24 protein-coding genes, 1 tRNA gene and 1 pseudogene are annotated in these 20,426 nt (G+C 63.0%); 16 read left to right on the top strand and 10 right to left on the bottom strand.

What is annotated here, in order from left to right; genetic code table 11:
* Positions 1 to 2: 2 nt before the first annotated feature.
* From HGQ17_RS02610 to HGQ17_RS02600, 3 genes are read right to left on the bottom strand one after another with little or no spacing between them, the layout of a single operon-like run.
* Complete coding sequence (locus tag HGQ17_RS02610) at positions 3 to 1,400, bottom strand: hypothetical protein (protein ID WP_168886381.1); 1,398 nt, start codon at positions 1,398 to 1,400, stop codon at positions 3 to 5.
* A 36-nt stretch (positions 1,401 to 1,436) separates the two neighbouring features.
* Positions 1,437 to 1,610, bottom strand: a complete 174-nt coding sequence (locus tag HGQ17_RS02605) for a hypothetical protein (RefSeq protein WP_168886380.1) — start codon at positions 1,608 to 1,610, stop codon at positions 1,437 to 1,439.
* A gap of 10 nt (positions 1,611 to 1,620) precedes the next feature.
* Positions 1,621 to 3,792: a vWA domain-containing protein gene (locus HGQ17_RS02600; protein ID WP_168886379.1), complete on the bottom strand. Its 2,172-nt coding sequence runs from the start codon at positions 3,790 to 3,792 to the stop codon at positions 1,621 to 1,623.
* A gap of 152 nt (positions 3,793 to 3,944) precedes the next feature.
* Here HGQ17_RS02600 and HGQ17_RS02595 point away from each other — a divergent pair, with 152 nt between their 5' ends.
* From HGQ17_RS02595 to pth, 6 genes are all read left to right on the top strand, one after another.
* A complete protein-coding gene (locus HGQ17_RS02595) occupies positions 3,945 to 4,475 on the top strand; it encodes a threonine/serine exporter family protein (protein WP_168886378.1) in 531 nt (176 codons plus the stop codon).
* A gap of 172 nt (positions 4,476 to 4,647) precedes the next feature.
* A tRNA-Gln gene (locus tag HGQ17_RS02590) sits at positions 4,648 to 4,718 on the top strand.
* A 32-nt stretch (positions 4,719 to 4,750) separates the two neighbouring features.
* Positions 4,751 to 6,223, top strand: a complete 1,473-nt coding sequence (glmU, locus tag HGQ17_RS02585; protein ID WP_168886377.1) for a bifunctional UDP-N-acetylglucosamine diphosphorylase/glucosamine-1-phosphate N-acetyltransferase GlmU — start codon at positions 4,751 to 4,753, stop codon at positions 6,221 to 6,223.
* A 33-nt stretch (positions 6,224 to 6,256) separates the two neighbouring features.
* A complete protein-coding gene (locus HGQ17_RS02580) occupies positions 6,257 to 7,237 on the top strand; it encodes a ribose-phosphate diphosphokinase (protein WP_168886376.1) in 981 nt (326 codons plus the stop codon).
* A 155-nt stretch (positions 7,238 to 7,392) separates the two neighbouring features.
* On the top strand, positions 7,393 to 8,046 hold the full coding sequence (locus HGQ17_RS02575; protein ID WP_168886375.1) for a 50S ribosomal protein L25/general stress protein Ctc: 654 nt from the start codon (positions 7,393 to 7,395) through the stop codon (positions 8,044 to 8,046).
* Positions 8,047 to 8,081: 35 nt separating this feature from the next.
* Complete coding sequence (gene pth, locus HGQ17_RS02570; RefSeq protein WP_168886374.1) at positions 8,082 to 8,660, top strand: aminoacyl-tRNA hydrolase; 579 nt, start codon at positions 8,082 to 8,084, stop codon at positions 8,658 to 8,660.
* Here pth and HGQ17_RS02565 read toward each other — a convergent pair.
* Entirely contained in the window at positions 8,657 to 9,160 is a 504-nt protein-coding gene (locus HGQ17_RS02565; RefSeq protein ID WP_168886373.1) for a DUF2505 domain-containing protein, read from the bottom strand. The two genes, pth and HGQ17_RS02565, sit on opposite strands and share 4 nt — an antisense overlap.
* 120 nt (positions 9,161 to 9,280) lie before the next feature.
* Here HGQ17_RS02565 and HGQ17_RS02560 point away from each other — a divergent pair, with 120 nt between their 5' ends.
* The 4 genes from HGQ17_RS02560 (at position 9,281) to HGQ17_RS02545 (ending at position 12,827) form a co-directional block, all read left to right on the top strand.
* Complete coding sequence (locus tag HGQ17_RS02560) at positions 9,281 to 10,450, top strand: calcium/sodium antiporter (RefSeq protein ID WP_407670729.1); 1,170 nt, start codon at positions 9,281 to 9,283, stop codon at positions 10,448 to 10,450.
* 9 nt (positions 10,451 to 10,459) lie between these two features.
* Entirely contained in the window at positions 10,460 to 11,734 is a 1,275-nt protein-coding gene (locus HGQ17_RS02555) for a serpin family protein (protein ID WP_168886371.1), read from the top strand.
* An 86-nt stretch (positions 11,735 to 11,820) separates the two neighbouring features.
* Positions 11,821 to 12,492 (top strand): ClpP family protease, encoded by a 672-nt coding sequence (locus tag HGQ17_RS02550; RefSeq protein WP_168886370.1) that lies wholly within the window; start codon positions 11,821 to 11,823, stop codon positions 12,490 to 12,492.
* A complete protein-coding gene (locus HGQ17_RS02545; RefSeq protein WP_168886369.1) occupies positions 12,489 to 12,827 on the top strand; it encodes a ClpP family protease in 339 nt (112 codons plus the stop codon). The genes HGQ17_RS02550 and HGQ17_RS02545 overlap by 4 nt, the downstream gene beginning before the upstream one ends.
* Before the next feature lie 37 nt (positions 12,828 to 12,864).
* Here the strand turns inward: HGQ17_RS02545 and HGQ17_RS02540 are convergent, their stop codons facing one another.
* From HGQ17_RS02540 to HGQ17_RS02530, 3 genes are read right to left on the bottom strand one after another with little or no spacing between them, the layout of a single operon-like run.
* Positions 12,865 to 13,590, bottom strand: a complete 726-nt coding sequence (locus HGQ17_RS02540) for a PIG-L deacetylase family protein (RefSeq protein WP_168886368.1) — start codon at positions 13,588 to 13,590, stop codon at positions 12,865 to 12,867.
* Positions 13,591 to 13,625: 35 nt separating this feature from the next.
* Positions 13,626 to 14,933 (bottom strand): MFS transporter, encoded by a 1,308-nt coding sequence (locus tag HGQ17_RS02535; RefSeq protein WP_168886367.1) that lies wholly within the window; start codon positions 14,931 to 14,933, stop codon positions 13,626 to 13,628.
* Positions 14,934 to 14,983: 50 nt separating this feature from the next.
* Positions 14,984 to 15,913, bottom strand: coding sequence for an NADP-dependent oxidoreductase (locus HGQ17_RS02530; RefSeq protein WP_229503212.1), 930 nt, complete (start codon positions 15,911 to 15,913; stop codon positions 14,984 to 14,986).
* An 88-nt stretch (positions 15,914 to 16,001) separates the two neighbouring features.
* Between HGQ17_RS02530 and soxR the strand changes: the two genes are divergently transcribed.
* The 3 genes and pseudogenes from soxR (at position 16,002) to HGQ17_RS14970 (ending at position 17,182) form a co-directional block, all read left to right on the top strand.
* Complete coding sequence (gene soxR / locus HGQ17_RS02525; protein WP_168886366.1) at positions 16,002 to 16,451, top strand: redox-sensitive transcriptional activator SoxR; 450 nt, start codon at positions 16,002 to 16,004, stop codon at positions 16,449 to 16,451.
* Positions 16,408 to 16,638 (top strand): annotated as a pseudogene (locus HGQ17_RS15125) (alpha/beta fold hydrolase); the annotation flags it as partial. The gene soxR and the pseudogene HGQ17_RS15125, both read left to right, overlap by 44 nt.
* 70 nt (positions 16,639 to 16,708) lie before the next feature.
* Entirely contained in the window at positions 16,709 to 17,182 is a 474-nt protein-coding gene (locus tag HGQ17_RS14970; protein WP_324615163.1) for an alpha/beta fold hydrolase, read from the top strand.
* Here HGQ17_RS14970 and HGQ17_RS02515 read toward each other — a convergent pair.
* Positions 17,130 to 17,693 carry an FAD-dependent monooxygenase gene (locus tag HGQ17_RS02515; RefSeq protein WP_168886365.1) on the bottom strand — a complete coding sequence of 188 codons (564 nt, stop codon included), beginning with the start codon at positions 17,691 to 17,693 and terminating at the stop codon, positions 17,130 to 17,132. The two genes, HGQ17_RS14970 and HGQ17_RS02515, sit on opposite strands and share 53 nt — an antisense overlap.
* 283 nt (positions 17,694 to 17,976) lie before the next feature.
* Between HGQ17_RS02515 and HGQ17_RS02510 the strand changes: the two genes are divergently transcribed.
* Positions 17,977 to 18,504 (top strand): TetR/AcrR family transcriptional regulator, encoded by a 528-nt coding sequence (locus tag HGQ17_RS02510; RefSeq protein ID WP_168886364.1) that lies wholly within the window; start codon positions 17,977 to 17,979, stop codon positions 18,502 to 18,504.
* A 46-nt stretch (positions 18,505 to 18,550) separates the two neighbouring features.
* Positions 18,551 to 18,859: an MTH1187 family thiamine-binding protein gene (locus tag HGQ17_RS02505; protein WP_168886363.1), complete on the top strand. Its 309-nt coding sequence runs from the start codon at positions 18,551 to 18,553 to the stop codon at positions 18,857 to 18,859.
* Here HGQ17_RS02505 and HGQ17_RS02500 read toward each other — a convergent pair.
* Positions 18,856 to 19,560, bottom strand: a complete 705-nt coding sequence (locus HGQ17_RS02500) for an aminoglycoside 3'-phosphotransferase (protein ID WP_168886362.1) — start codon at positions 19,558 to 19,560, stop codon at positions 18,856 to 18,858. The genes HGQ17_RS02505 and HGQ17_RS02500 overlap by 4 nt on opposite strands.
* A 4-nt stretch (positions 19,561 to 19,564) precedes the next feature.
* On the bottom strand, positions 19,565 to 19,927 hold the full coding sequence (locus tag HGQ17_RS02495; protein ID WP_168886361.1) for a MerR family transcriptional regulator: 363 nt from the start codon (positions 19,925 to 19,927) through the stop codon (positions 19,565 to 19,567).
* Between the two features lie 45 nt (positions 19,928 to 19,972).
* Here HGQ17_RS02495 and HGQ17_RS02490 point away from each other — a divergent pair, with 45 nt between their 5' ends.
* Complete coding sequence (locus HGQ17_RS02490; RefSeq protein WP_168886360.1) at positions 19,973 to 20,398, top strand: VOC family protein; 426 nt, start codon at positions 19,973 to 19,975, stop codon at positions 20,396 to 20,398.
* Positions 20,399 to 20,426 lie beyond the last annotated feature (28 nt).

Raw genomic sequence — 20,426 nt, 5'->3', positions numbered from 1 at the left:
AATCAGCGCCGGCGCAGACCCTTCAGCAGGGAGACCCCGCCGAAGGCAATCAGGCCCACACCCAGGGCGCCGAGCCCCAGGGCCAGCCAGTGATACGTACCGAAACTGCCTGAGGCGTCTACGCCGTCCTGGGCCTGTTCACCGGCAGCTTCGGGCTCCACCGGTTCCTCGTCATACTCAGGCAGCGGCTCATTGGCGCCTTCGAAGACTCCGGTGGTCAGCCGGTAGGGGACATTCAGCGAGCTCTCCCCGACATCGGGGTCCATAGCCACCAGCACGAAGTACTCCCCGGGGACGGAGGCATTGCGGGCATTATCCCCGGCGCTGGAGGCGAACCGGCCGGTCCAGGTCACCGGATAGGACTGGGCCCGCAGGGTTGTGGCGTGGGTTTCGTCGATAGTGGCAGAGAGGTTCTGCTCATCTGAGGCCCGGTTGCTGCCGGGCATCGTCGATCCGTAATAGGGGCTGATGATCGAGACCTGAGCCTCAGCCCAGCTGCGCTCGAGTTCATCGGAGAGCTCACTGGCCGGTTCGGGGAAGAAGACCTCAGCCTGAATCTGGTCATTCCAGTCGGCCTCGACCCGGTAGATATGCGCTTCTCCGGGCTGCAGCTGTGCGTCATAGGTGGTCCCGGTCTCCAACAGGGGAGCGTTATAGATGGAGCTGCCGGGCTCGATGGGGTTATTGGCATCCCGGTCGCGTTCCATCGTGAACCACTCCAGGCCGTCATCACCCCAGTGATTGCGGTCGTCATCGAAGGAGGACCGCAGCTGATCCCCATTGGTGGGATCCGGTTCCTCGCTGACCACCAGTTCGAAGTCCCGGCCGGAGAATTCATCGCCCTCGGGCTGGACTGAGAGCAGCAGCTGATCTAGGGAACCGCATTCTGGAACTGCGTTATACCGATCGGGGTCCTGGTCCGGGGTGGCCAGCACCTGCGCTCCGCGCTGCAGATAACCGGCGGGGGAGGCCTCCCAGCCGAGATCCGAGGAGTCGCAGGAACTGCCGTCGAAGGTGCTCAGCTCCAGGGTGGCATTGGTGAGCATATCGCCTTCAGGATCGGTATAGGCCAGGCCCACATGCAGGGTGGAGTTCTCCATGGTCCGCGAGACCCGGAAGAACATATTGTCCTGCTCGAAATTGGAGATATACCGATTCCCCGGTTCCAGGAGGGGAGCGCTGTCCTGGTTGGTGCCCGATTCCACCCGCTCAACACCCTCTGGAACCTCCGAGGTCTCCTCCTCGGTGTCATCCATCGCCCATACCGCCAGTGCAGGGGAGGAGGAAGCCGTCACCAGCCCGGCTACTGCTGCAAAACCGGCGAGCGCCCTCAGGGGAGACATAAGGGAGCTCTGCGGCAAAGTCATCAGTTCTCCGTCCTCGGCCTCTGCAGTTCCCATGCGGTGCGGTGATCAGTGCAGTCACCAGAGTACTCGTCAGTCAGCCCTGTCCTCCATTTGGGTTACTTCCTCGGACTGGGTATGACTGCCGGCCCCGGCCTTGGCGGTGGGCATCAGGCCCACCACCAAGAGCCCGACCAGGAGCATACCGATCAGAGTTTTCACCGGGGCCTGGACCGCCCAGGTCTGCTGTTCGGCGGAATCTGCCATGACTTCACCTTCAGGATTTCCGCAGGGCGCGGGCCAGCACGAGTCCACCGGCGGTCAGCAGCAGCATGGCGAAGGCGCTGAGCCCCACAATGAGGCCTGTGGTTGAGGAGAAGAAGCTGTCCTCCTCATCAGCGGCCTCGGAGGGAGCCGGATCCTCGGATTCGGTTCCGGTGCCGGCTGTCTGCGCCTCGGCAGAGGCCTCATCGGCGCCGTCGTCCTCATCCTCTTCCTCAGGCGGGGCAACACAGCCGACGCCGGCCTCCTCCTCATCCTCCTCGGGCGGAACGCAGCTGCCGTCCTCGCTCTGGCCGCCGGTGGTCTCGGCGTAGACCGGCTCAACCTCGCCGGTGGAACCATCGGAGAAGGTCTCGACGTGGAGGTAGAAGGGCAGTTGGGTGCTGACATTGGGATCGGAGTACTCACCCACATTGACCACTACGTAGTAGTCCCCGGCCACGGCGGTATCACCGGGAGCAGTGCGGCCGTAGTTATTGGGGGTGCGATTGTTGTACTGCACCGGATAGGTCTGCACCTGGGCGGTCTGCCGGCCGCCCTGGGCGAAGTTGATATCCCAGACCCGGTGCGGGTGATTCGCGCTGGACTGGTTGGGCACCACATCCCCGCGGTGGGGGTTGATGACCTGCAGCTCGCTGCCGCCGATGCCAAGGGGGCTGGGCACATCAGCATCCTCGGGGAAGAGCAGCTCCACCTGCAGCTGCTCGCCCCAGTCCACCGGCACCCGGAAGACCTGGGTCTCACCGAGAAGGGAGGTCCCGGCATAGGTCTCCCCGGGGTCCAGAGGGGTTGCGTTATTGAAGGAGTTACCGCCCAGCACCTCGTTCTCGCTGCGCTCATCCAGTTCCATATCGTGCCATTCGACCGAGCCGATATTGTCGGAGTAGCGCTCAGGCAGCTCCTCGGCGTTCTCTGCCGGGGGCTCCTCCCAGACCACAATCTCGAAGGGCTTGCCCGCATAGGCCTCGTCATCCTCCTGCAGTTCCACCGAGAGGATCATCTCGTCATCAGAACCGCAGTCCTCATGAGTGCCACCGGGATCCGGCACCGAGGTCAGACCCCCGGTGCGGGCCATCACGGCACGGGCGCGGGTGGATTCAGTGAGGTAGACCCATTCACACATTCCGGTCCGCGACCCACCGGAGTCATTGCCGTCCCATTCACTGGTGCCGAGATTGGCCTTGATATGGCTGAAGGCCCGGTCGCTGTCGAGATCGCGAAGGGTCGTGACACCCACATGCAGGGTCGAGCCCTCCATCGTGCGGGGGATGGTGTAGTACCGGTTATCCGGGTGGATAGTGTCCAAATACTGCCCACCGGGTTCCAGCACCGGCCGGTCATCGGCGAAGTGAGTTGCCCCTTCGACCTCCTCACCCTCCAGCTGGAAGGGTTCAAAGGCTCGCAGGGAAAGCCGCTCCAGAACCACCGAGAGGCTTTCAGCGTCATTGGCGTCGTAGTAGTCCCCACCGCCGGCATTGGCAATGCACTGCAGCTGCTCGCGGGCCACAGCGGCATCGGAGTCCTCTTCATCAATATTGAAACCGACGGTGTGCACCTGCAGGTCGATACCCTGATCGGCAATCGCCTGGGCGGCCTCACAGGGTTCAGGATCGCAGTTCTCCTCACCATCGGAGACCAGCACGATGGTCCGGGGCCCATCACCGTCGAAGTCCTCGGCGGCCTCTTCCAGGGCGTGGGCCAGGGGTGTCATGGCTCCGACGGCGTCGTAGTCATCAATGGCCCCGGCGAGCTCATCGCGGTTATCGGTGCCGATATCCACCGCGAGGTGGGAGTCCTCGCAGGCGTCCGGGTGGCCGGAGTCGGTGACCTCTCCGGAGAAGATGCGCAGGCCCACCTCCTGGTCATCACCCAGGGAGTCCACCACTCCGGTCAGCGCCTCCTTGGCGGCAGCGATCCGAGTCTGGCCGCCGGCGTCATCGGCGCTCATGGAACCGGAGGCGTCCATCACCAGCAGGAGTTCGGCATCCTCCATCTCGGGCTGGTCGAGCTCATCGGAGGCTCCGGCCTCCTCGACCTCCTCGGGCTCCTCCTGATCCGCAGCAGCCGCAGGTGCGAACCCGGCAATCATCAGAGCCGCCAGTCCGGCACCGGTGAACGTGCGAAGAGGGTGGGTGCTGTACCCCAGTGAAGCTTTGTGCTTTTGCATATCTGTCTTTCCTCGTATCAAGGTGACGGATCCCGCAGCAGGACCCCTGCCTGTGTTTGCATAAGCAAATCTATGAGGTTGCAGGAGCAAAGTCAAGCATATTGCGTGTAGGATTTACGGCAGCAAAGGATTCGCAAAGGAGTGATCTGATCATGAGTGACCCGGTAGAGGCCAATAGGGAAGCCCAGCGGGCGGCCTATGGGGAGCCGCTGAACGAGACCTTCGACCGGATCCGGCAGGCCTTCGGTCTGAACCAGGCCGGGCTGGCCGCGATCCTCGGGATCTCAGCGCCTATGCTTTCCCAGCTCAACAGCGCCCACCGGGTCAAAATCGGCAACCCCGCCGTGCTCTCCAGGGTGCACCAGCTGACCGAACTCGCTGACCAGCTGGCCTCCGGCCAGATCGGCGCCGATGATGTGCCTGATCGGCTCGAGCAGATTAAGAACTCCAAGGGCACCATTGGGCGGACCACCCAGCTGATGGCAGACCAAGCCAGCGACGCCGCCGTCGTCGCCGGTATCCGCAATCTGCTGCGTGCAGTGGCCTCCGGGGCAGAACTGCGCGATGCCGCCGATCAGCTATCGGCCAACTACCCCCGGATTGCCGAGGTCCTCAGCACCTACGGAACCGGCCCCAGCCACCCCGCAATGGAGCACTTCACCAAACATAAGGACCTGTTCTGAGCTGGTCCCGGCGGCGGGGAAACCCCGCTCGCCTCTCGTTCCGCTAACGCGGAACTTCACGCCTGAAGTCGCAACGTCGCTATCGCTCGTTGCTCACATAGGTCGTTGGGGTGGCTCTGTAGACCGCGTCTCGCAGGTAGTCTGTGTGCGGTACCCTAGTGGGGCTGAATATTCCGCCATGGTGTAATGGCAGCACACCGGTTTTTGGTACCGTGAGTCCAGGTTCGAGTCCTGGTGGCGGAGCGGAATAACACTGACCATGCAGGAGCGTTTACGTGTCTGAGAGTGCTGTACGTCCCGCAGCAGTCATCGTCCTGGCGGCGGGGGCCGGCACCCGGATGAAATCCCGCACCCCCAAGATCCTGCACACCCTCTGCGGGGTCTCCATGATCGGCCATGCCCTCGGTGCAGCCCGGGACCTCGACCCCGAACACCTCGTCGCTGTGGTCCGCCACCAGCGGGAGAAGGTCGCCGATCACATCACCGCCTGGGGTGAGAGGCATGATGTGGATATCACCATCGCTGACCAGGATGAGGTCCCCGGCACCGGCCGGGCTGTGGAATGCGGCCTCGAACAGCTGGCCGCCCAGGACGCCCTGCCGGTAACTGGCACGGTCGTGGTCACCTATGGTGACGTCCCGCTGCTGACCACCGATCTGCTGCGCAAACTAGTCAGCACACACGAGACCGAGGGCAATGCGGTCACCGTGCTCACCGCCATCCTCGAGGACGCCACCGGCTATGGACGCATTCTGCGCGATGCCGATGGCTCGGTCACCGGAATCGTTGAGCAGAAGGACGCCACTGCCGAACAGCAGGAGATCAAGGAGATCAACTCCGGGATCTACGCCTTCGACGCCCAGGTGCTCACCGAGGCCCTGGCGGAGGTCTCCACCGATAACGCCCAGGGGGAGAAATACCTCACCGATGTGCTGGGCATCGCCCGGGCGGCAGGCCGCCGGGTCGCCGCAGTCTCCACTAAGGACCGCTGGCAGGTCGAAGGCGCCAATGACCGCATCCAGCTCCAAGCCCTGGGCGCTGAGCTCAACCGGCGGATCGTGCGCTGGCAGATGCGCCACGGCACCACGGTCATCGACCCCGCCACCACCTGGATCGACGCCACAGTGATCCTGGAAGAGGACACCACCATCCTGCCTGGCACCCAGCTGCACGGGCGCACCCATGTCGAATGCGGCGCCGTCGTCGGTCCTGATACCACCCTCACCGATGTGGTGGTGGGGGAGAATGCCACCGTCACCCGCACCCACGGCTCCGGTGCCCGGATCGGTGCCGATGCCACGGTCGGGCCCTTTACCTACCTCCGCCCTGGCACAGTCCTGGGGGAGGAGGGCAAGATCGGCGCCTTCTACGAGACCAAGAACGTCACCATCGGCCGCGGCTCCAAGCTCAGCCACCTCGGCTACGCCGGGGATGCCGAAATCGGTGAGTACACCAATATCGGCTGCGGCAACATCACCGCAAACTACGACGGCGAGAATAAGCACCGCACCGTCATCGGCTCCCATGTGCGCACCAGTTCCAATACTGTCTTCGTCGCCCCAGTGGAAGTCGGCGACGGCGCCTATACCGGAGCCGGAGCGGTAGTCCGCAAGGATGTGCCCCCGGGAGCCCTCGCGCTCTCGGTAGCCCCCCAGCGCAACTCCGAGGACTGGGTAGAGAACAAACGTCCCGGTTCAGCAGCAGCTGAAGCGGCGAAAAAAGCCAAAAACGACGACACCGCTGAGTGATCACAGCAACGGACTGAAAGAGGACCCCGCCGAATGGACGAAATCAGGCAGAGCACCGAGAAGACGATGGTTGTGGCCTCTGGGCGGGCGCACACCGAACTGGCCCAGGAGATCGTCTCCGAGCTCGGCACCGAGCTGCTGCCGATGAGCGCATACGACTTCGCCAATGGTGAGATCTACGTCCGCTCCTCCGAGTCAGTGCGCGGTAAGGACGTCTTCCTGCTCCAGTCCCATCCCGCTCCGCTGAACAACTGGCTGATGGAACAGCTGATCATGATCGACTCCATGAAGCGCGCCTCAGCCAAGCGGATCACCGTGGTCTCGCCGTTCTACCCCTATGCACGGCAGGACAAGAAGGGCCGTGGCCGCGAGCCCATCTCCGCCCGCCTGGTCGCAGATCTCTATAAGGCCGCCGGTGCAGACCGGATTATGAGCGTGGACCTGCACACTGACCAGATCCAGGGCTTCTTCGACGGTCCGGTGGACCACCTCTTCGGTGTTCCGGTGCTGGCCGACTACATTCACGAACAGGTCGCCGGCGAGGAAGTCACAGTGGTCTCCCCGGATACCGGACGCGTCCGGGTGGCCGAGCGCTGGGCCGACCGGCTCGGTGGTGTGCCCCTTGCCTTCGTGCATAAGACCCGCGATCTCACCCAGCCCAATAAGGCCGAGTCCAAGCAGGTCGTCGGCGATATCGAAGGCCGCACCTGCGTGCTCATCGATGACATGATCGACACCGGCGGGACTATCGCCGGGGCGGTCTCCATCCTCAAGGACGCCGGGGCGAAGGATGTCATCATCGCCGCCACCCACGCGATTCTCTCCCCGCCGGCCACTGAGAAGCTCTCCAACTCCGGGGCCCGGGAGATCGTGGTCACCAACACCCTGCCGATCCCGCCCGAGAAACGCTTCGACCAGCTCACCGTGCTCTCCATCGCACCAGTGCTCGCCCGGGCCATCCGCGAGGTCTTCACCGACGGTTCGGTCACCACCCTCTTCGACGGCCAGGCCTGAACCGGGTATAGTAAGTCTTTGTGCCCAGGCGAGGGGGCGGCATCTGCTGCCCCGTAATCGACGAGGCGAGACTTTCACGGCGAGGCAAGCTGCCGGCGTCGTTCTCTCTCCTTCTGTCAGCCTGGCGATAACCGACCACTGACAAAAGGAACATCATGGCTGACAAGATTGAGATCGCGGCCGAGACCCGCACCGAATTCGGCAAGGGCTCCGCACGCCGCGCACGCCGCGCCGACAAGATCCCCGCCGTCATCTACGGCCACGGCGATGACCCCCGCCACGTGCTGCTGCCCGGTCACGAGACCGCCCTGGCCGTGCGTAACCCCAACGCTCTGATCACCCTGGACATCGAGGGCGACGAGCAGATGGTCGTCCCCAAGGACATCCAGCGCGACCCCATCAAGCCCTGGATCGTGCACCTGGACCTCCTGGCGGTGCGCAAGGGTGAGAAGATCGTCGTCGACGTGCCCGTCGAGGTCACCGGTGACCCCGCAGACGGCTACGAGTACATGCTCGACCAGCCCACCGTGCCGGTCGAGGCCGACGCCCTCAATCTGCCCGAGTCCATCGGCATCGACATCACCGGCCTGGACGAGAACGCTCTGCCCGATGCGCTCATCCTGCCCAAGGGTGCCGAGCTGGCCCTGACCGACCTCGAGTCCCCGATCGTCTCCATCTACGAGCCGCAGGAAGTGGAGCTCGAAGAGGACACCGAGGAAGAGGCCGCCGAGGCCGAGGGCGAGGGCGAAGAGTCCGCCGCAGGCGAGTCCGAGGAGTCCGGCGACGAGGAGTCCGGCGACTCCGAATAAGCACTGGCCACCGCCTGATCAGTACACTGGTCGGCATGGCAGAAAACGCATGGCTGATAGCGGGTCTCGGGAATCCTGGGGCCCGCTATCAGCACACTCGGCACAATATCGGCCAGATGGTCCTCGACGAACTCTTGGACCGGATGGGCGCAAGTTACACCCGCACTAAAGTCGGCGCCAAAGCTGTCGGCGCCCGGCTCGGCGACGGAGGCCCCAAGGCAATCTTTGCGATCTCTGAAGGGTATATGAACACCTCCGGCAAGCCGATCCGGAAAGTGATGGACTACTTCTCAGTCCCAGCCGAACAGCTGATCGTCGTCCACGATGAGCTGGACATCGACTTCGGCCGACTCAAACTCAAACGCGGCGGCTCCGAGGGCGGACACAACGGACTGAAATCCATCACCCAGCACCTCAGCGGCAGCCGCGACTATATCCGTGTGCGAGTAGGCATCAGCCGACCACCGGGGCAGATGGACACCTCCGACTATGTCCTGCAGAAGTTCTCCGTCAAGGAGCAGGAGGAACTGCCCGCGGTGATCGGCAAAGCCGCCGACGCCGTGGAGTCAATCCTGCTGGAGGACCTCACCACGGCACAAAATAAGTTCCACTAGGCCTGGCCCTTGATGAACTTGGAGACCTCTTTGGCCTGCAGGTTCACGAACTTTGCCATATAAGGCTCGGCCTGGGCCTTGAGCTTCTTACCGATCAGCGGAACCTTCACATCAACATCTCCGCGCACGGTCGAGAGGGTCTCCTCCTCGCCGCGGACGTGCAGGTTCTGTGAGGCTGTGGCCTTCACCGGGGCGCGCTCAACGTTGACCGCAGTATCGGAACGCCGGGAACCTCCGGCATCGGGGGCGCTCCACGTATCGGTGATGTTGACTGTCACGGTGCCCTTGATGACCTTCTTAGCCAGATCGGGGAGTCGGTCCGCACTCATGGCCTGCACTGAGCTGATCACCAGACCACCGTCATCCTGACGGGTCACCTCAAAGCTCTGCAGCTCGGAGCCGACCTTCTCTGCCAGATGTTCGTGGAAAGCCCGTGAGGCATATGCCTCCACAATGGCCTCGACCGAGTGGGGAATCACTTTTTCAGCTTCAAGTGCCACAATTGCTCCTTGAGGTTCGGTATGCGGCTGCAATGACTCTGCCATCCTATCCGGATTGTGGCCAGAAACACCGGCTGCCAGGAGGTCAACTTTCGTATAGCAGGAGGTAGCATGGGTGCGGTGACTCTCCCCACCATCCTCTTGCTGATCAGCGGTTTTGTTCTTCTTGTTTTCGGCGGTGAAGCCCTGGTCCGCGGTGCGGCATCCCTGGGCAAGACCGTAGGCCTCTCCTCACTGGTCATCGGTCTCACCGTCGTCGCCTTCGCCACCTCAGCCCCCGAATTGGCAGTCAGCCTCGGAGCGGCCATCGGCGGCTCACCGGGACTGGCGGTCGGCAATGTGGTGGGGTCCAATATCGCCAACATTCTCTTCGTCATGGGGCTCACCGCCGTCTTCGGTGCCCTGCTGGTCCGGGTCCAGCTGATCAAGGCTGATATCCCCTTCATGATTGCGCTCTCGGTGCTCGCGCTGATCCTGGCCGCCGATGGCAGCTTCTCCACAGTCGACGGCATCGTTCTGTTCAGCCTCCTGCTGGTCTACCTCATCGGAACCATCTGGTACTCCCGCCGCCGCAAACAGGCAGGGGATGACCCCCAGCTCGGCGTCGAAGAGGTGCTCAGCGAGGGCACCGGGAAACTCACAGCAAAACTACGAGCCACCAAACTGCGCTCCACCACAGTGGATGTCATCCTCATCGGCGCCGGTGTGGCCATGCTGGTCTTCGGCGCCCAGCTGCTGGTGCGGGCAGCCACCGATATCGCCGCAGCCCTAGGGGTCAGTGACCTCATCATCGGCCTGACCATCGTGGCCATCGGAACCTCCCTTCCCGAACTGGCCACCTCGGTCATCGCCGCCGTCCGCGGGGAACGGGATATGGCCGTGGGTAACCTCGTGGGCTCAAATATCTTCAATATCGGCGGTGTCCTGGGGCTCACCGGTCTCATCTCGCCCACCGGCGTCCAGGTGGAATCGGCTGCCATCAACTTCGATCTGCCGGTGATGATCGCAGTCGCACTTGTCCTGCTGCCCCTGGCATTCACCGGCCAGGCCATCGCCCGCTGGGAGGGCTATGTCCTCTTCGGGATGTATGTGGCCTATGTGGTCTACCTCGTCCTGGCCGCCGCGGATCACACCGCGCTGCGGCCCTTCAGCGCCGCCATGCTCTGGTTCGTCCTGCCGATCAGTGCCGTCTGGATCACCGCGATGGCCGGTTATGAATTGGGACGCAACCACCGCAGACGGAAAGTCGAATCCCAGAAAGCAGCTGAAACCAGTCACAGCATGACCTAGTATCGGGTCATGGAGCCTCCACGGATTTCTGCCACTGCCGGGGTGCTCGCTGCCCTGATTCTGACCTCCTGCAGTACTGACGAGGAACCTCAGGAGCTTACCGCCGAGGTCGACTACCAACCGGTGGCCCTCAGTGAGGCGACAGCTATCGACGACGCCGTGGCAGCCTCCCTGGCCACTGCTACAGAGATCCTGAGCCAGGACTCCGAGCCAGGTGAGAATACGGTGATCTCCCCGGCTTCGCTGAGCCTGGCCCTGGCCATGTTGGCCGAAGGAGCAGAGGGTCCCGCCGATGAAGCCCTTTCGGATTTCCTCGGGGCCAGTGACCAGGACCGGCGCGAGGCCTTCAGCGCCCTGCAGGCAGCACTGGGGGAGTACGCCGGGGATCCCAGCGTGGTCGAAGAAGACGAGCTCCCCGAGGTCCCTGTGCTCCACCTGGCCAATCAGCTGGTCATGCAGGAGGGAGAGGAACCAGATCAGGAAGTTCTGAATAACCTCGGGCAGTATTTCGACGCCGGGATCGTGGAGACCGATTTCGCCTCTGAAGAGAGCAAAGAGCTCCTGGACTCCTGGGTCTCGGAGAACACCGGGGGACTGATCGAGGAATCCGCCATCGAGGCTCCCGACCCCGAAATGCTCTTCACCCTGCAGAATGCGGTGCTCTTTGCCGCCGAATGGCGGGCGCCCTTCGACCCCGAACGCACCGATGATCTGCCCTTCACCACCGATTCAGGTGAGGAGGTTGAGGCGGAGATGATGCGTCATGACTACGGTTCAGTCCGTTACACCGAGTACGACGACGCCCAGATCATTCGTCTGCCTTATTCAGAGGGCTTCGCCATGGATGTGGTTCTGCCGGCCGAAGGGCACAGCCCCGAGGAGTTCACCGCCGAGGACTGGACAGCAGTGGATGAGGCCTTCGCCGAGGAGCCTACTGCGGAGGTGGAGCTGACCCTGCCGAAGGTGGAGGCCCGAACTGATACCGCTCTCGACGGCGTTCTCCAGGACCAGGGGTTGGGTCCCATCTACTCCGGTGATGATCTCAGTCCCCTGGGACCGGTTTGGGTCGGGACAGTCAATCAGCAGGCAGTGCTGGCGATCGATGAGGAGGGCACTGTCGCGGCAGCGGTCACCGAGATCGGCATGGTCTCCTCAGCACCTGGTGAGGAGGAGACCGAACCAGTGGAGATGACCGTGGACCGGCCCTACACCCTGCGCATCGTCCACGATGAGACCAACCTCCCGCTGTTTATGGCCGTGATCAACGACCCCACCCGGGAGTAGCTGCCCACAGCAGATCAACCCAGAGCGGATCAACCCAGGGCAGATTAACCCCGCGGTTTCTTTCTCTGCCGCCAAGACTGGGGGGCATGAGCGAAGAACTCAGAAATGAAGAGAACACCGGGCAGTATGTCACCGGTCAGATGCGCGAGGAACTGGCCCACCGTGGGGTGCTGATGCTGGACTCCGTGCTGGAGGACGACAACGGCGCCTGGCTGATGTCCAAACTGCTGACCCTCGCCGCGGACCAACCAACCCGGGGCATCTGGCTGTGGATCAATTCCCCGGGCGGATCGGTGCCTGCCATGCTGGCCATCCGCGACATCATGCGCAGCATCCCCAACCGGGTCTCCACACTCGCCCTGGGCATGGCCGCCAGCGCAGGCCAAATCCTGCTCTCGGCGGGAGAACCCGGTCACCGCTATGGCCTGCCCCATTCGAAGATCCTGCTGCATCAGGGATCCTCAGGAATCGGCGGCACAGCGGCCGATGTAGAGCTGGCCGCCGGGGAACTCCGCGATATGCGCGATACCGTCCTGGGACTGATCGCAGCCGACACCGGCCAACCGGTGGACAGAGTCTTCGAAGACTCCCTGCGGGACCGCTGGAACAACGCAGAGGCAGCCAAGGACTACGGCTTCATCGACCATATCGTCACCAATTTCCATGACATCTCACCCAGCGCAGCCAGACAGCCGGTGGGGTTGACCTCCACTATCCAGCCGGCGTCGTCGTTCTCTGATGAAAGAGAACAGGTATGAGCACCTATACGATTCCGAATGTCATCACCCGGGACTGGCGTGGGGAACGGGTGATGGATGTCTACTCGCACCTGCTGGCCGAATCCGTGGACAGCCCGGTGAATCTCTATATCAACTGTGAGGGTGGGGACCCCTCGGCGACGATGGCCATCTACGACACGATGCAGTACATCAAGGCCCCGGTGGCCACCACCTGCGTGGCCATATTGCGCAACCGGCGCAGCCTGGCCCCGAGAACCTCACGCCAGAGTGGCTGGTCGGCCGAAGAGTCCTGGCGGTGCAGTCTGCGCTGGGCGAGCTCATCCATGCCGCTCACATTACCCATGTCGGTGTGATCCTGAATCGAGCTTCTGCCCAGAGCAGAGGAATTACTCACATGGGATAGACATGCACAGCAAGGGCGTGAGTGACATTGGGGTCATCGCTGAGGGCCGCGCCCTCACTGGTCATCCCCTCCAACATGGGGCGGGGCTCGGGGTGGTCGAGTTCTGCGAGATAAGCCTCATGGGCCTCCAGGGATCGGATGGCCTGCTCCAGAGGCTCCCCGGAGACATCGATGAGGTAGTTCGGCTCAGTATTGGGCACGATCAGCGTACTGGTACCCCAGGGTTCGAGCCCCTCCTTATCCAGAAGGTCACGGAAGACCCAGGGGTTATCGGCATCGCGGATGGCATCGACGGTAGCCAGTCCGGTGGCCCGGTGGTCGGCATGGTTGAGACCCCAGCCGACTTTGAGCTCCCAGGGCTGGGTGAGCACCACATCGGGGCGGAAAATCCGGATCTGTCGAGCGATCTGCCGGCGGGTCTCAAGATCAGGCTCGAGCATGCCATCGGGGAGATCCAAGACCGTGAGATTCTCGACGCCGACCTCCGCACATGCGGCACGCTGTTCCTCAGTACGCAGGGCTGCGACCTCAGAGGGCTGACGGTTGCGCATCCCCGCCTCACCGGCAGTCAGCAGCAGATAGGCGACCTCCACACCAGCGGCAGTCCAGCGGGCCACAGCAGCGGAGGCCCCATATTCCATATCGTCGGGATGGGCCACCACGCACAGAACGCGGCTGATCCCGGTGTCGTCATAGAGCGGAAGGGTTGTCATGAGGTGCTCCTGCCTAAGGTCGGGGGCTGTTTCGATCATGGCACAACGGCCGGTTGAAGGGGAGGTCTGGACAGCGTGAGCGTGGCCGCGAAGCCCACTGCCGCCACGGCGAATGTATTGATCAGGATGAAACTGGCCGGTGCTGAGAAGGTGGTGGCCGCCGCCCCGGCTAAGGCCAGCATCCCCGCAGTGGCCATACTCTCACCGGCCTGAAGACCGGAGCTGAACCGGCCATGCTGCTCCTGCGGAGCCAGCCGCAGGGTTGCCGAAGTGATCCGCGGATACAGGGTGCCGAAGCCTGCGCCCATCAGCGCACAACCGGCGACGACGACGCCTAAAGGCGCATTTCCGGTCACGTAGAGCAGGGCGGCCATGGGGCCGGCGAGAACCAAAACCGCACCGGTGGTGATCAACCGATAATCGGTGTTCTCATCGGTCTGGCTGCGCCCCTGATACCAAGCGCCCACCGCCCAGCCGGTGGCTCCGACGGCGATGACCAGACCGGCGATAGTTGCTGAGAGCCCCCGGTGGCTCTGCATATAGAGCACGAGGAAAATCTCAGTGGCCCCACTGGATGCCGCGAGAACGGCCCGAATGACCACCAGCCGCGGGGCCCCGCGGACCAAGCGGAGGGTCCCGGCCGGCAGCAGCCGTGAGGCAGCCAGCATCAGCAGGGGTCCGCCCAGGAGCAGAGCTGTGACAGTGGTCAAGGCGCCATCGGACTGTCCGCCCAGATGCAGTGCCAGGGCAGCCCCGGCGGCCAGCAGCGCCCAGAGCATGCTGCGGCTGAGCAGCACCCGGTCCGCTGCACCGCTCCCAGAGGTTTCCAACGGTTTCTCGGTGCGTGTGCTGCGGATCAGACCGATCAAAGACAGGGCCGCGCCGATGCTGACGATGCCGAACATAATCCGCCAGGAGGTCAGTTCCGCCAGAGTTCCTGCGGCCAGCGGGCCAGCCATCGAGGGTAGAAGCCAGGCCGCAGAGAACAGGGCGAAGAGTGCTGGACGCAGATCCTCGTGAAGTTTGCGTCCGATCAGCACATAGATCACCACTGAATTCAGGCCCCCGCCGATGCCCTGCAGCAGCCGCCCGAGCACAAAGATGCTGATATGCGGTGCCGCGGCACAGAGCACTATTCCGGTGACGAAGAGGATCCCACCGATAACAAGAGGTGGACGCGGACCAGCCCGATCCGCCCATCCACCGGCCAGGATCATGCCCAGCAGACCGGTGACCACAGCCCCTGCTGAGGCTAGGGCGTACCACTGCTGGCCGTCGAGGTCGGCCACTACCAAGGGCAGGACTGTGGTCACCGCAAAGAACTCCAGGGCGATGAAAGTCATCAGCCCCAAAGCGCTGCACAGAAACGGGGCGCGCTGTAGGGTCCATAACTTCATAGGTCACCGCCGATGCTCAGCACCACTTTGCCCCGGCCATGCCCGGTTTCGATCTCACGGTGTGCTTCAGCGGCTTCCGCCAAGGGATAAATCCGGCGAATATACATCTGGAGGTCACCGGTGGACACCAGATCCACCAGGCGGCCCAACCGAGCCGCAGACCGGTCGCTGCGCAGCATCTGCAGTCCCAACTCCTCGGCGAGTTGAGGATCAGCAATAGTGGCAATGCGGCTGGTGTCTGGGACTACCTGGGTGGCGATATGCAGACTGCCCTGCCCGCTGGCATCCAGGGCCGCGTGGATGGGGCCATCGGCAGCCTCACGGATCCTCTCCAGCTGACCCTCCCCGTAGCTGACTGGGGTAGCGCCCAGCTGTCGCAGATGGGCATGGTTCTGTGGACTGGCCGTGCCGATAACTACGGCTGCACGGTTCCACGCCAGTTGAACCACCATGGACCCCACCCCACCGGCGGCACCGTGGACAAGAAGAGTTTCTCCTGCGGTCACCCGCAGGGCGTCAAGAACTGTATCTGCGGTCTGCCCGGAAGCTGATAGTGCCGCGGCCTCAGCCCAACCCACTGACGGCGGCTTAGGTACAAGCTGGTCAGCGGAGACGGTCAGATACTCCGCGTATGAGCCAAGCATCCTGTAGCCCAGAACCTCATCCCCAGGCTCAAAGGAGCTGACCTCCGAGCCAACGTCAGTGACCACACCGGAGAAGTCATTGCCTGGAACCATCGGCATACTTGGGCTGCTGCCCGGTAGCCGCCATCCGGCTCGTGCTGCGGCGTCGGCGGGCTGAACACCGGCATAAGCCACCTTCACCTGGACTTCTTCGGGCCCCGGGATCGGGACCGGCAGCTGCATGGTTCTTAAGTTCTCTGCGGGGCCGAAGTCTGTTACCGCGGCGGCATTCATGCTGTTCATCAGTGGAGTCCTGTTCGTCAAGTGAGCTTCAGGTAAAGTTGACTACATCAAGTGGACTTGACGTCAAGAGGTCCACAGAGGAGTCCTGATGCCGCAGCTGCCAGAGGGCCGGAATTGGTTGAAACCTGGCCAGGTGGCCGAACGTGCAGGAGTGGCGGTCTCGACACTGCATTACTACGAGAGCCAGGGCCTCATACAGAGCCGCCGCACTGCCGGCAATCGGCGCGAATACCGTAGGGATGTGCTGCGCATGCTGGCCTTCATCCGTGCCGCACAACGGGTAGGAGTCTCCCTGGATCAGATCAAGGCGGCCCTGGACCAGCTGCCCGAGGACACTGTGCCCACCAAGCGGGACTGGGCCAGTCTCTCCCGACAGTGGAGAGACGATCTCACCGAGCGGATCAACTACCTCACCGCCCTGCGAGACTCCTTCTCCAACTGCATCGGATGCGGATGCCTCTCCCTGAAAGCTTGCCCCGCATCGAACCCCAACGATGAACTGGGAGCCCAGGGGCCAGGTCCCCGCCGTTTTCCCTAGTACAGGTTGGGGGAGTGCGGATAGGCTGCAACCTGTGGCGCAGATATCGCTGAGTTGCCGCCTCCAATGGCGGGGACGAACAGTTGCCTGGGACCGCTTCGGTCAGGGCCCACCCCTGGTGTTCCTACACGGGACACCCTGGTCCTCTGCGCTCTGGAGGCCCATTGCGGAGTCGCTGAGCAGCCGATTTACTGTCTACCTCTGGGATATGCCCGGCTACGGGCAGTCCTCCAAGGAGCCCGAGCAAGGTGGATGTCGTGGCACTCCGCCCATGGGGATCAGCCTTCTTCAATCTGGTCAAAGACCATGCCGAGGTCTTCACCCAGTTGCCGGCAGCAGTGCACCGCGGAGCAGTCGAGGCCTATATCCAGACCGCCAGCCACCGGGGACTCACCCCAGCAGAGCTCGAGATGCTGGTGAGCCCTTGGCTTGAGGCTGGACAGTCAGCCTTCTACAGGCAGATCGCCCAGGCCGATGAGCGCTACACCCAGGAGGTTGAAGACCGACTGGATGCCATCTACGAGCCCGTGCATATCATTTGGGGCACCGAGGACACTTGGATCCCGGCCGACCGCGCTCGCAGACTCCATGAGCTCATTCCCCATTCAACCCTCACCGAGGTCGACGACGCCGGCCACATCATCCAACTCGATGCCCCCAACCAGCTGAGTGCCGACCTTACCGACTGGCTCTCCAGAACAGAGCATCGCGCAGGCCCTCACGAGAAGTAGAGGCAAGTCTCAGCATCACCCTGGAAGCGATGCGGATCATATGCGGCGGCAGGCTGCGTCGTCGTTGATACTGCCTGATTGCCCGGCGGAGGCTCAGCGGAGTCCCGCTCAGGGCCGAGCCGAGCGTGACCGCATCGATCAGCGACTCATTGGCTCCACGGCCCAGATTCGGAGACATTGCATGTGCCGCATCGCCTAGCAGTACAGCATTCCTCCGGTTCAGCCGGCGGGGCCAGCGGGACTCCCAAAGATCGTTGACCAGGGTGTGCTCCGGCGAGGCGAAGCGTAGAACAGTCTGAGGAAGCTCCGAATGATCCTTCCAGCGCTGGTGCAGGGCCTCGAGGGCTTGAGCTGGGCTGTCGAATCTCGTCTGAGGGACGGTGGCGAACCAATTGGCGCCCCCATCTGGATGTGGTGTGACTCCTAAGAGCCCATCCGGTCGCCAGATCTCCTCCAACGCATTTATTTCGATCTCCTCGCGGATGATCCCGCGGATAACAGTGACGCCCAAGGGGCGTGGCGCGGAGGCGGTCCCCCAGAAATGACTCCGCACCACACTGTGTAGATGCTCAGGGCCCGAAGTGCCTCCTGGCCACCTTTATGCAGGCCGAAGAGAGTCGGCACCTGACGGGTCTGCCACTGGGCCTCATGAAGATGAACATCCCAGTCGGTCGGAAGGCAGCTGGCCAGCGCCAACCCGGAGACGCCACCTCCGACGATGTGAACAGTGGTCATATCGAAAATGTACAACACTTGTTGTTTACGTACAACGGATGTTGTGCGACTATGGGGGCATGCCTTCGCGTCGTGAGGAAATTCTTGATGCCGCTATCCGTGTCCTAGGTGCCCAGGGCCCACGGGGGCTCACCCACCGTGCCGTGGATAAGGCAGCCGGTCTGCCGCTGGGAAGTACTGCGAACCTCTTCAGCCGACGGGATGACCTCATGGGGGCACTTGTGGACCATATGGAGGAGGCCGACCGCAGTCAGTGGGCGAAGATCCCGCGAAGTGCTGATCTCTCTGAAATGTTGACGGAACTCGTCTTTCGTAGCGCCCAGGAGCCTATGCGGACTGTGCAGACCGCCCGGTATCACCTGCAGTTTGCTCGTCCCGAAGAGACTGCAGCAGCTAACCGTCGACTCAGTGAAGAACTGGCTGCCCTCTTGGCGACAGCCGGTATCCCCGCCGAAGAGGCGGAATTGCTCTCGCCTGTCCTCGATGGCTTCATGCTCCGGGCTGTCACCTACGGTGCTGAATCTCTGCCGGCATATGACGAGGTTGCCAAATGTTTGAAGACCCTGATGACGGGGGCTAATCCATAGGGAGTGGGCTGTTCACATAACCCCAGCTCAGGCGTAGCCTGGGGGCATGTTAGTAGCGTTCTCCGTTGCACCCAGCAGTACTGACAGCGACGACGGCTCCGTCACCAAGGCCGTGGCTGCCGCAGTGAAGGTCGTCAAGGACTCCGGGCTTCCGTATGAGCTGAACTCGATGTTCACCATTCTGGAAGGCGAGTGGGATGAGGTCTTCGAGGTGATCAAACGAGCCACTGACGTGGTCGCCGAAACCGCCCCACGCACCTCCCTGGTCATCAAGGCTGATATCCGCCCCGGCCACACCAACCAGCTCACTGAGAAGGTCAAGCGAGTCGAGCAGGAGCTGGGCGGCCTCAGCTAACTCGCATCCCAGAGGTTTCGGTAGAAGGCGATGCGTTCCTCGTCTGGCTCCACCCCGTAGGTGGCGAAGAAGAGGTCATCGTAGCTGCGGCCGAAGTTGATCTGCCAGCTGATGCTGTAGGTGGCGATCGCCAGATCCGCCCAGCGGTCTGCAACGCCAAGCTGTCCCAGATCCACATGGGCAGCGAAGCCTCCATCGGTATGTACCAGAGTATTCGGCACGCAGGGATCGCCGTGACAGACCACGAGTTTCTCCGGCTCTGGAAGGTCGACCCCCTCCGCCTCCGCCCAGCTGCCCTGGAAGGGGCATTCGTCCACAGGCAGGGTGTTGTGCAGTTGCCGCAGACCTGAAGCGATGGCACGTACGGCAGTCTCCGGCTCGGCCTGCCAGCGTGGATGGACAGCAGGCAGCGCTTGGATCCCCGTGGTCAGCAGCCATGCAGCCTCATCGTCGTCGCCAACTTGTAGAACCTCGGGCACGGATATGAACTGTCCCGCCCAGGACAGGCGGTCTGCCTCTGCCTTGAGGTTCACGTGGCTGCGGTGGATAGAGCTCAGCCCCGAATAGCGCTGCCACTTGAGGTAACGGACACCCTCACCGCCGGAGAGTTTGAACGTGACCCCGCCAAGCTCGTTGTGCCAGACCGGCTCGATGGCGTCCCCGCCAGCAAGGTCGCGGGCCACAGCAGGCAGCTCGTTCATAGTCTCACTGTATGTCTGTCGCGCCCAGAGGTGGGGACTCATCGATGATCTGCTGCAGGGCACAGCGCATGGTCTCCCGCTGACGGATCTCCTCCACCAGCCGATCATGCTCCTGGATCAACCGCCTAGTCAGCTCTGAGGTCTGAGTGGCTGGTTCGCTGAGGCACGGCAGCACATCAGAGATGGCCTCGGTGCCCAACCCGGCCGAGAGTAGACCGCGGATCAGCCGCACTCGCTGGACGGAGTCCTCTGCGAACAGCCGCTGACCGGTGGAACTGCGTTGGGCAGCGATCAGCCCACGCTCCTCGTAGTACCGCAGAGAACGAACGCTTGCACCCGTTCGATCCGCCAACTCTCCAATGCGCATGGCCTCTTGCCCCTCACACCAATGTCAGGTTCTAGCCTCTGGGTTATGGAGAACAACAACACACCACCACAGAACACTTCCCCGGTGCGTCAACTGCGCCTGGTCGTCCACGCCGAGGACTTCGAATCAGCCCTGACCTTCTACCGAGACGTGCTGCGGCTGCCCGAAGAGGCCGCCTACGAGGGTGACGGTGATGCACGGGTAGGGATCCTCGACGCCGGACGCGCCACCCTGGAGCTGGCCAATACCGAACAGGTGCGGATGATCGACTCAGTAGAAGCCCAGGGCCAGCCCAGTGCGAGACTGCGAGTGGCCTTTGAGGTCGACGACGCCGCAATCCACACACAGCAGGCCACAGCAGCCGGGGCGCAGCTCACCGCAGAACCAACGCTGACTCCCTGGGGCTCCCTGAACTCCCGGCTCGAAGCGCCCGCGGGACTGCAGATAACCCTCTTTCAAGACGTGGCTTGATCACCGCTGCTGGAGCAGTTCGGCCTGC

The organism is Nesterenkonia sedimenti, from assembly GCF_012641515.1.
In the GTDB taxonomy this organism is placed as follows: domain Bacteria; phylum Actinomycetota; class Actinomycetes; order Actinomycetales; family Micrococcaceae; genus Nesterenkonia; species Nesterenkonia sedimenti.
This window is presented reverse-complemented; position numbering and strand designations above follow the sequence as displayed.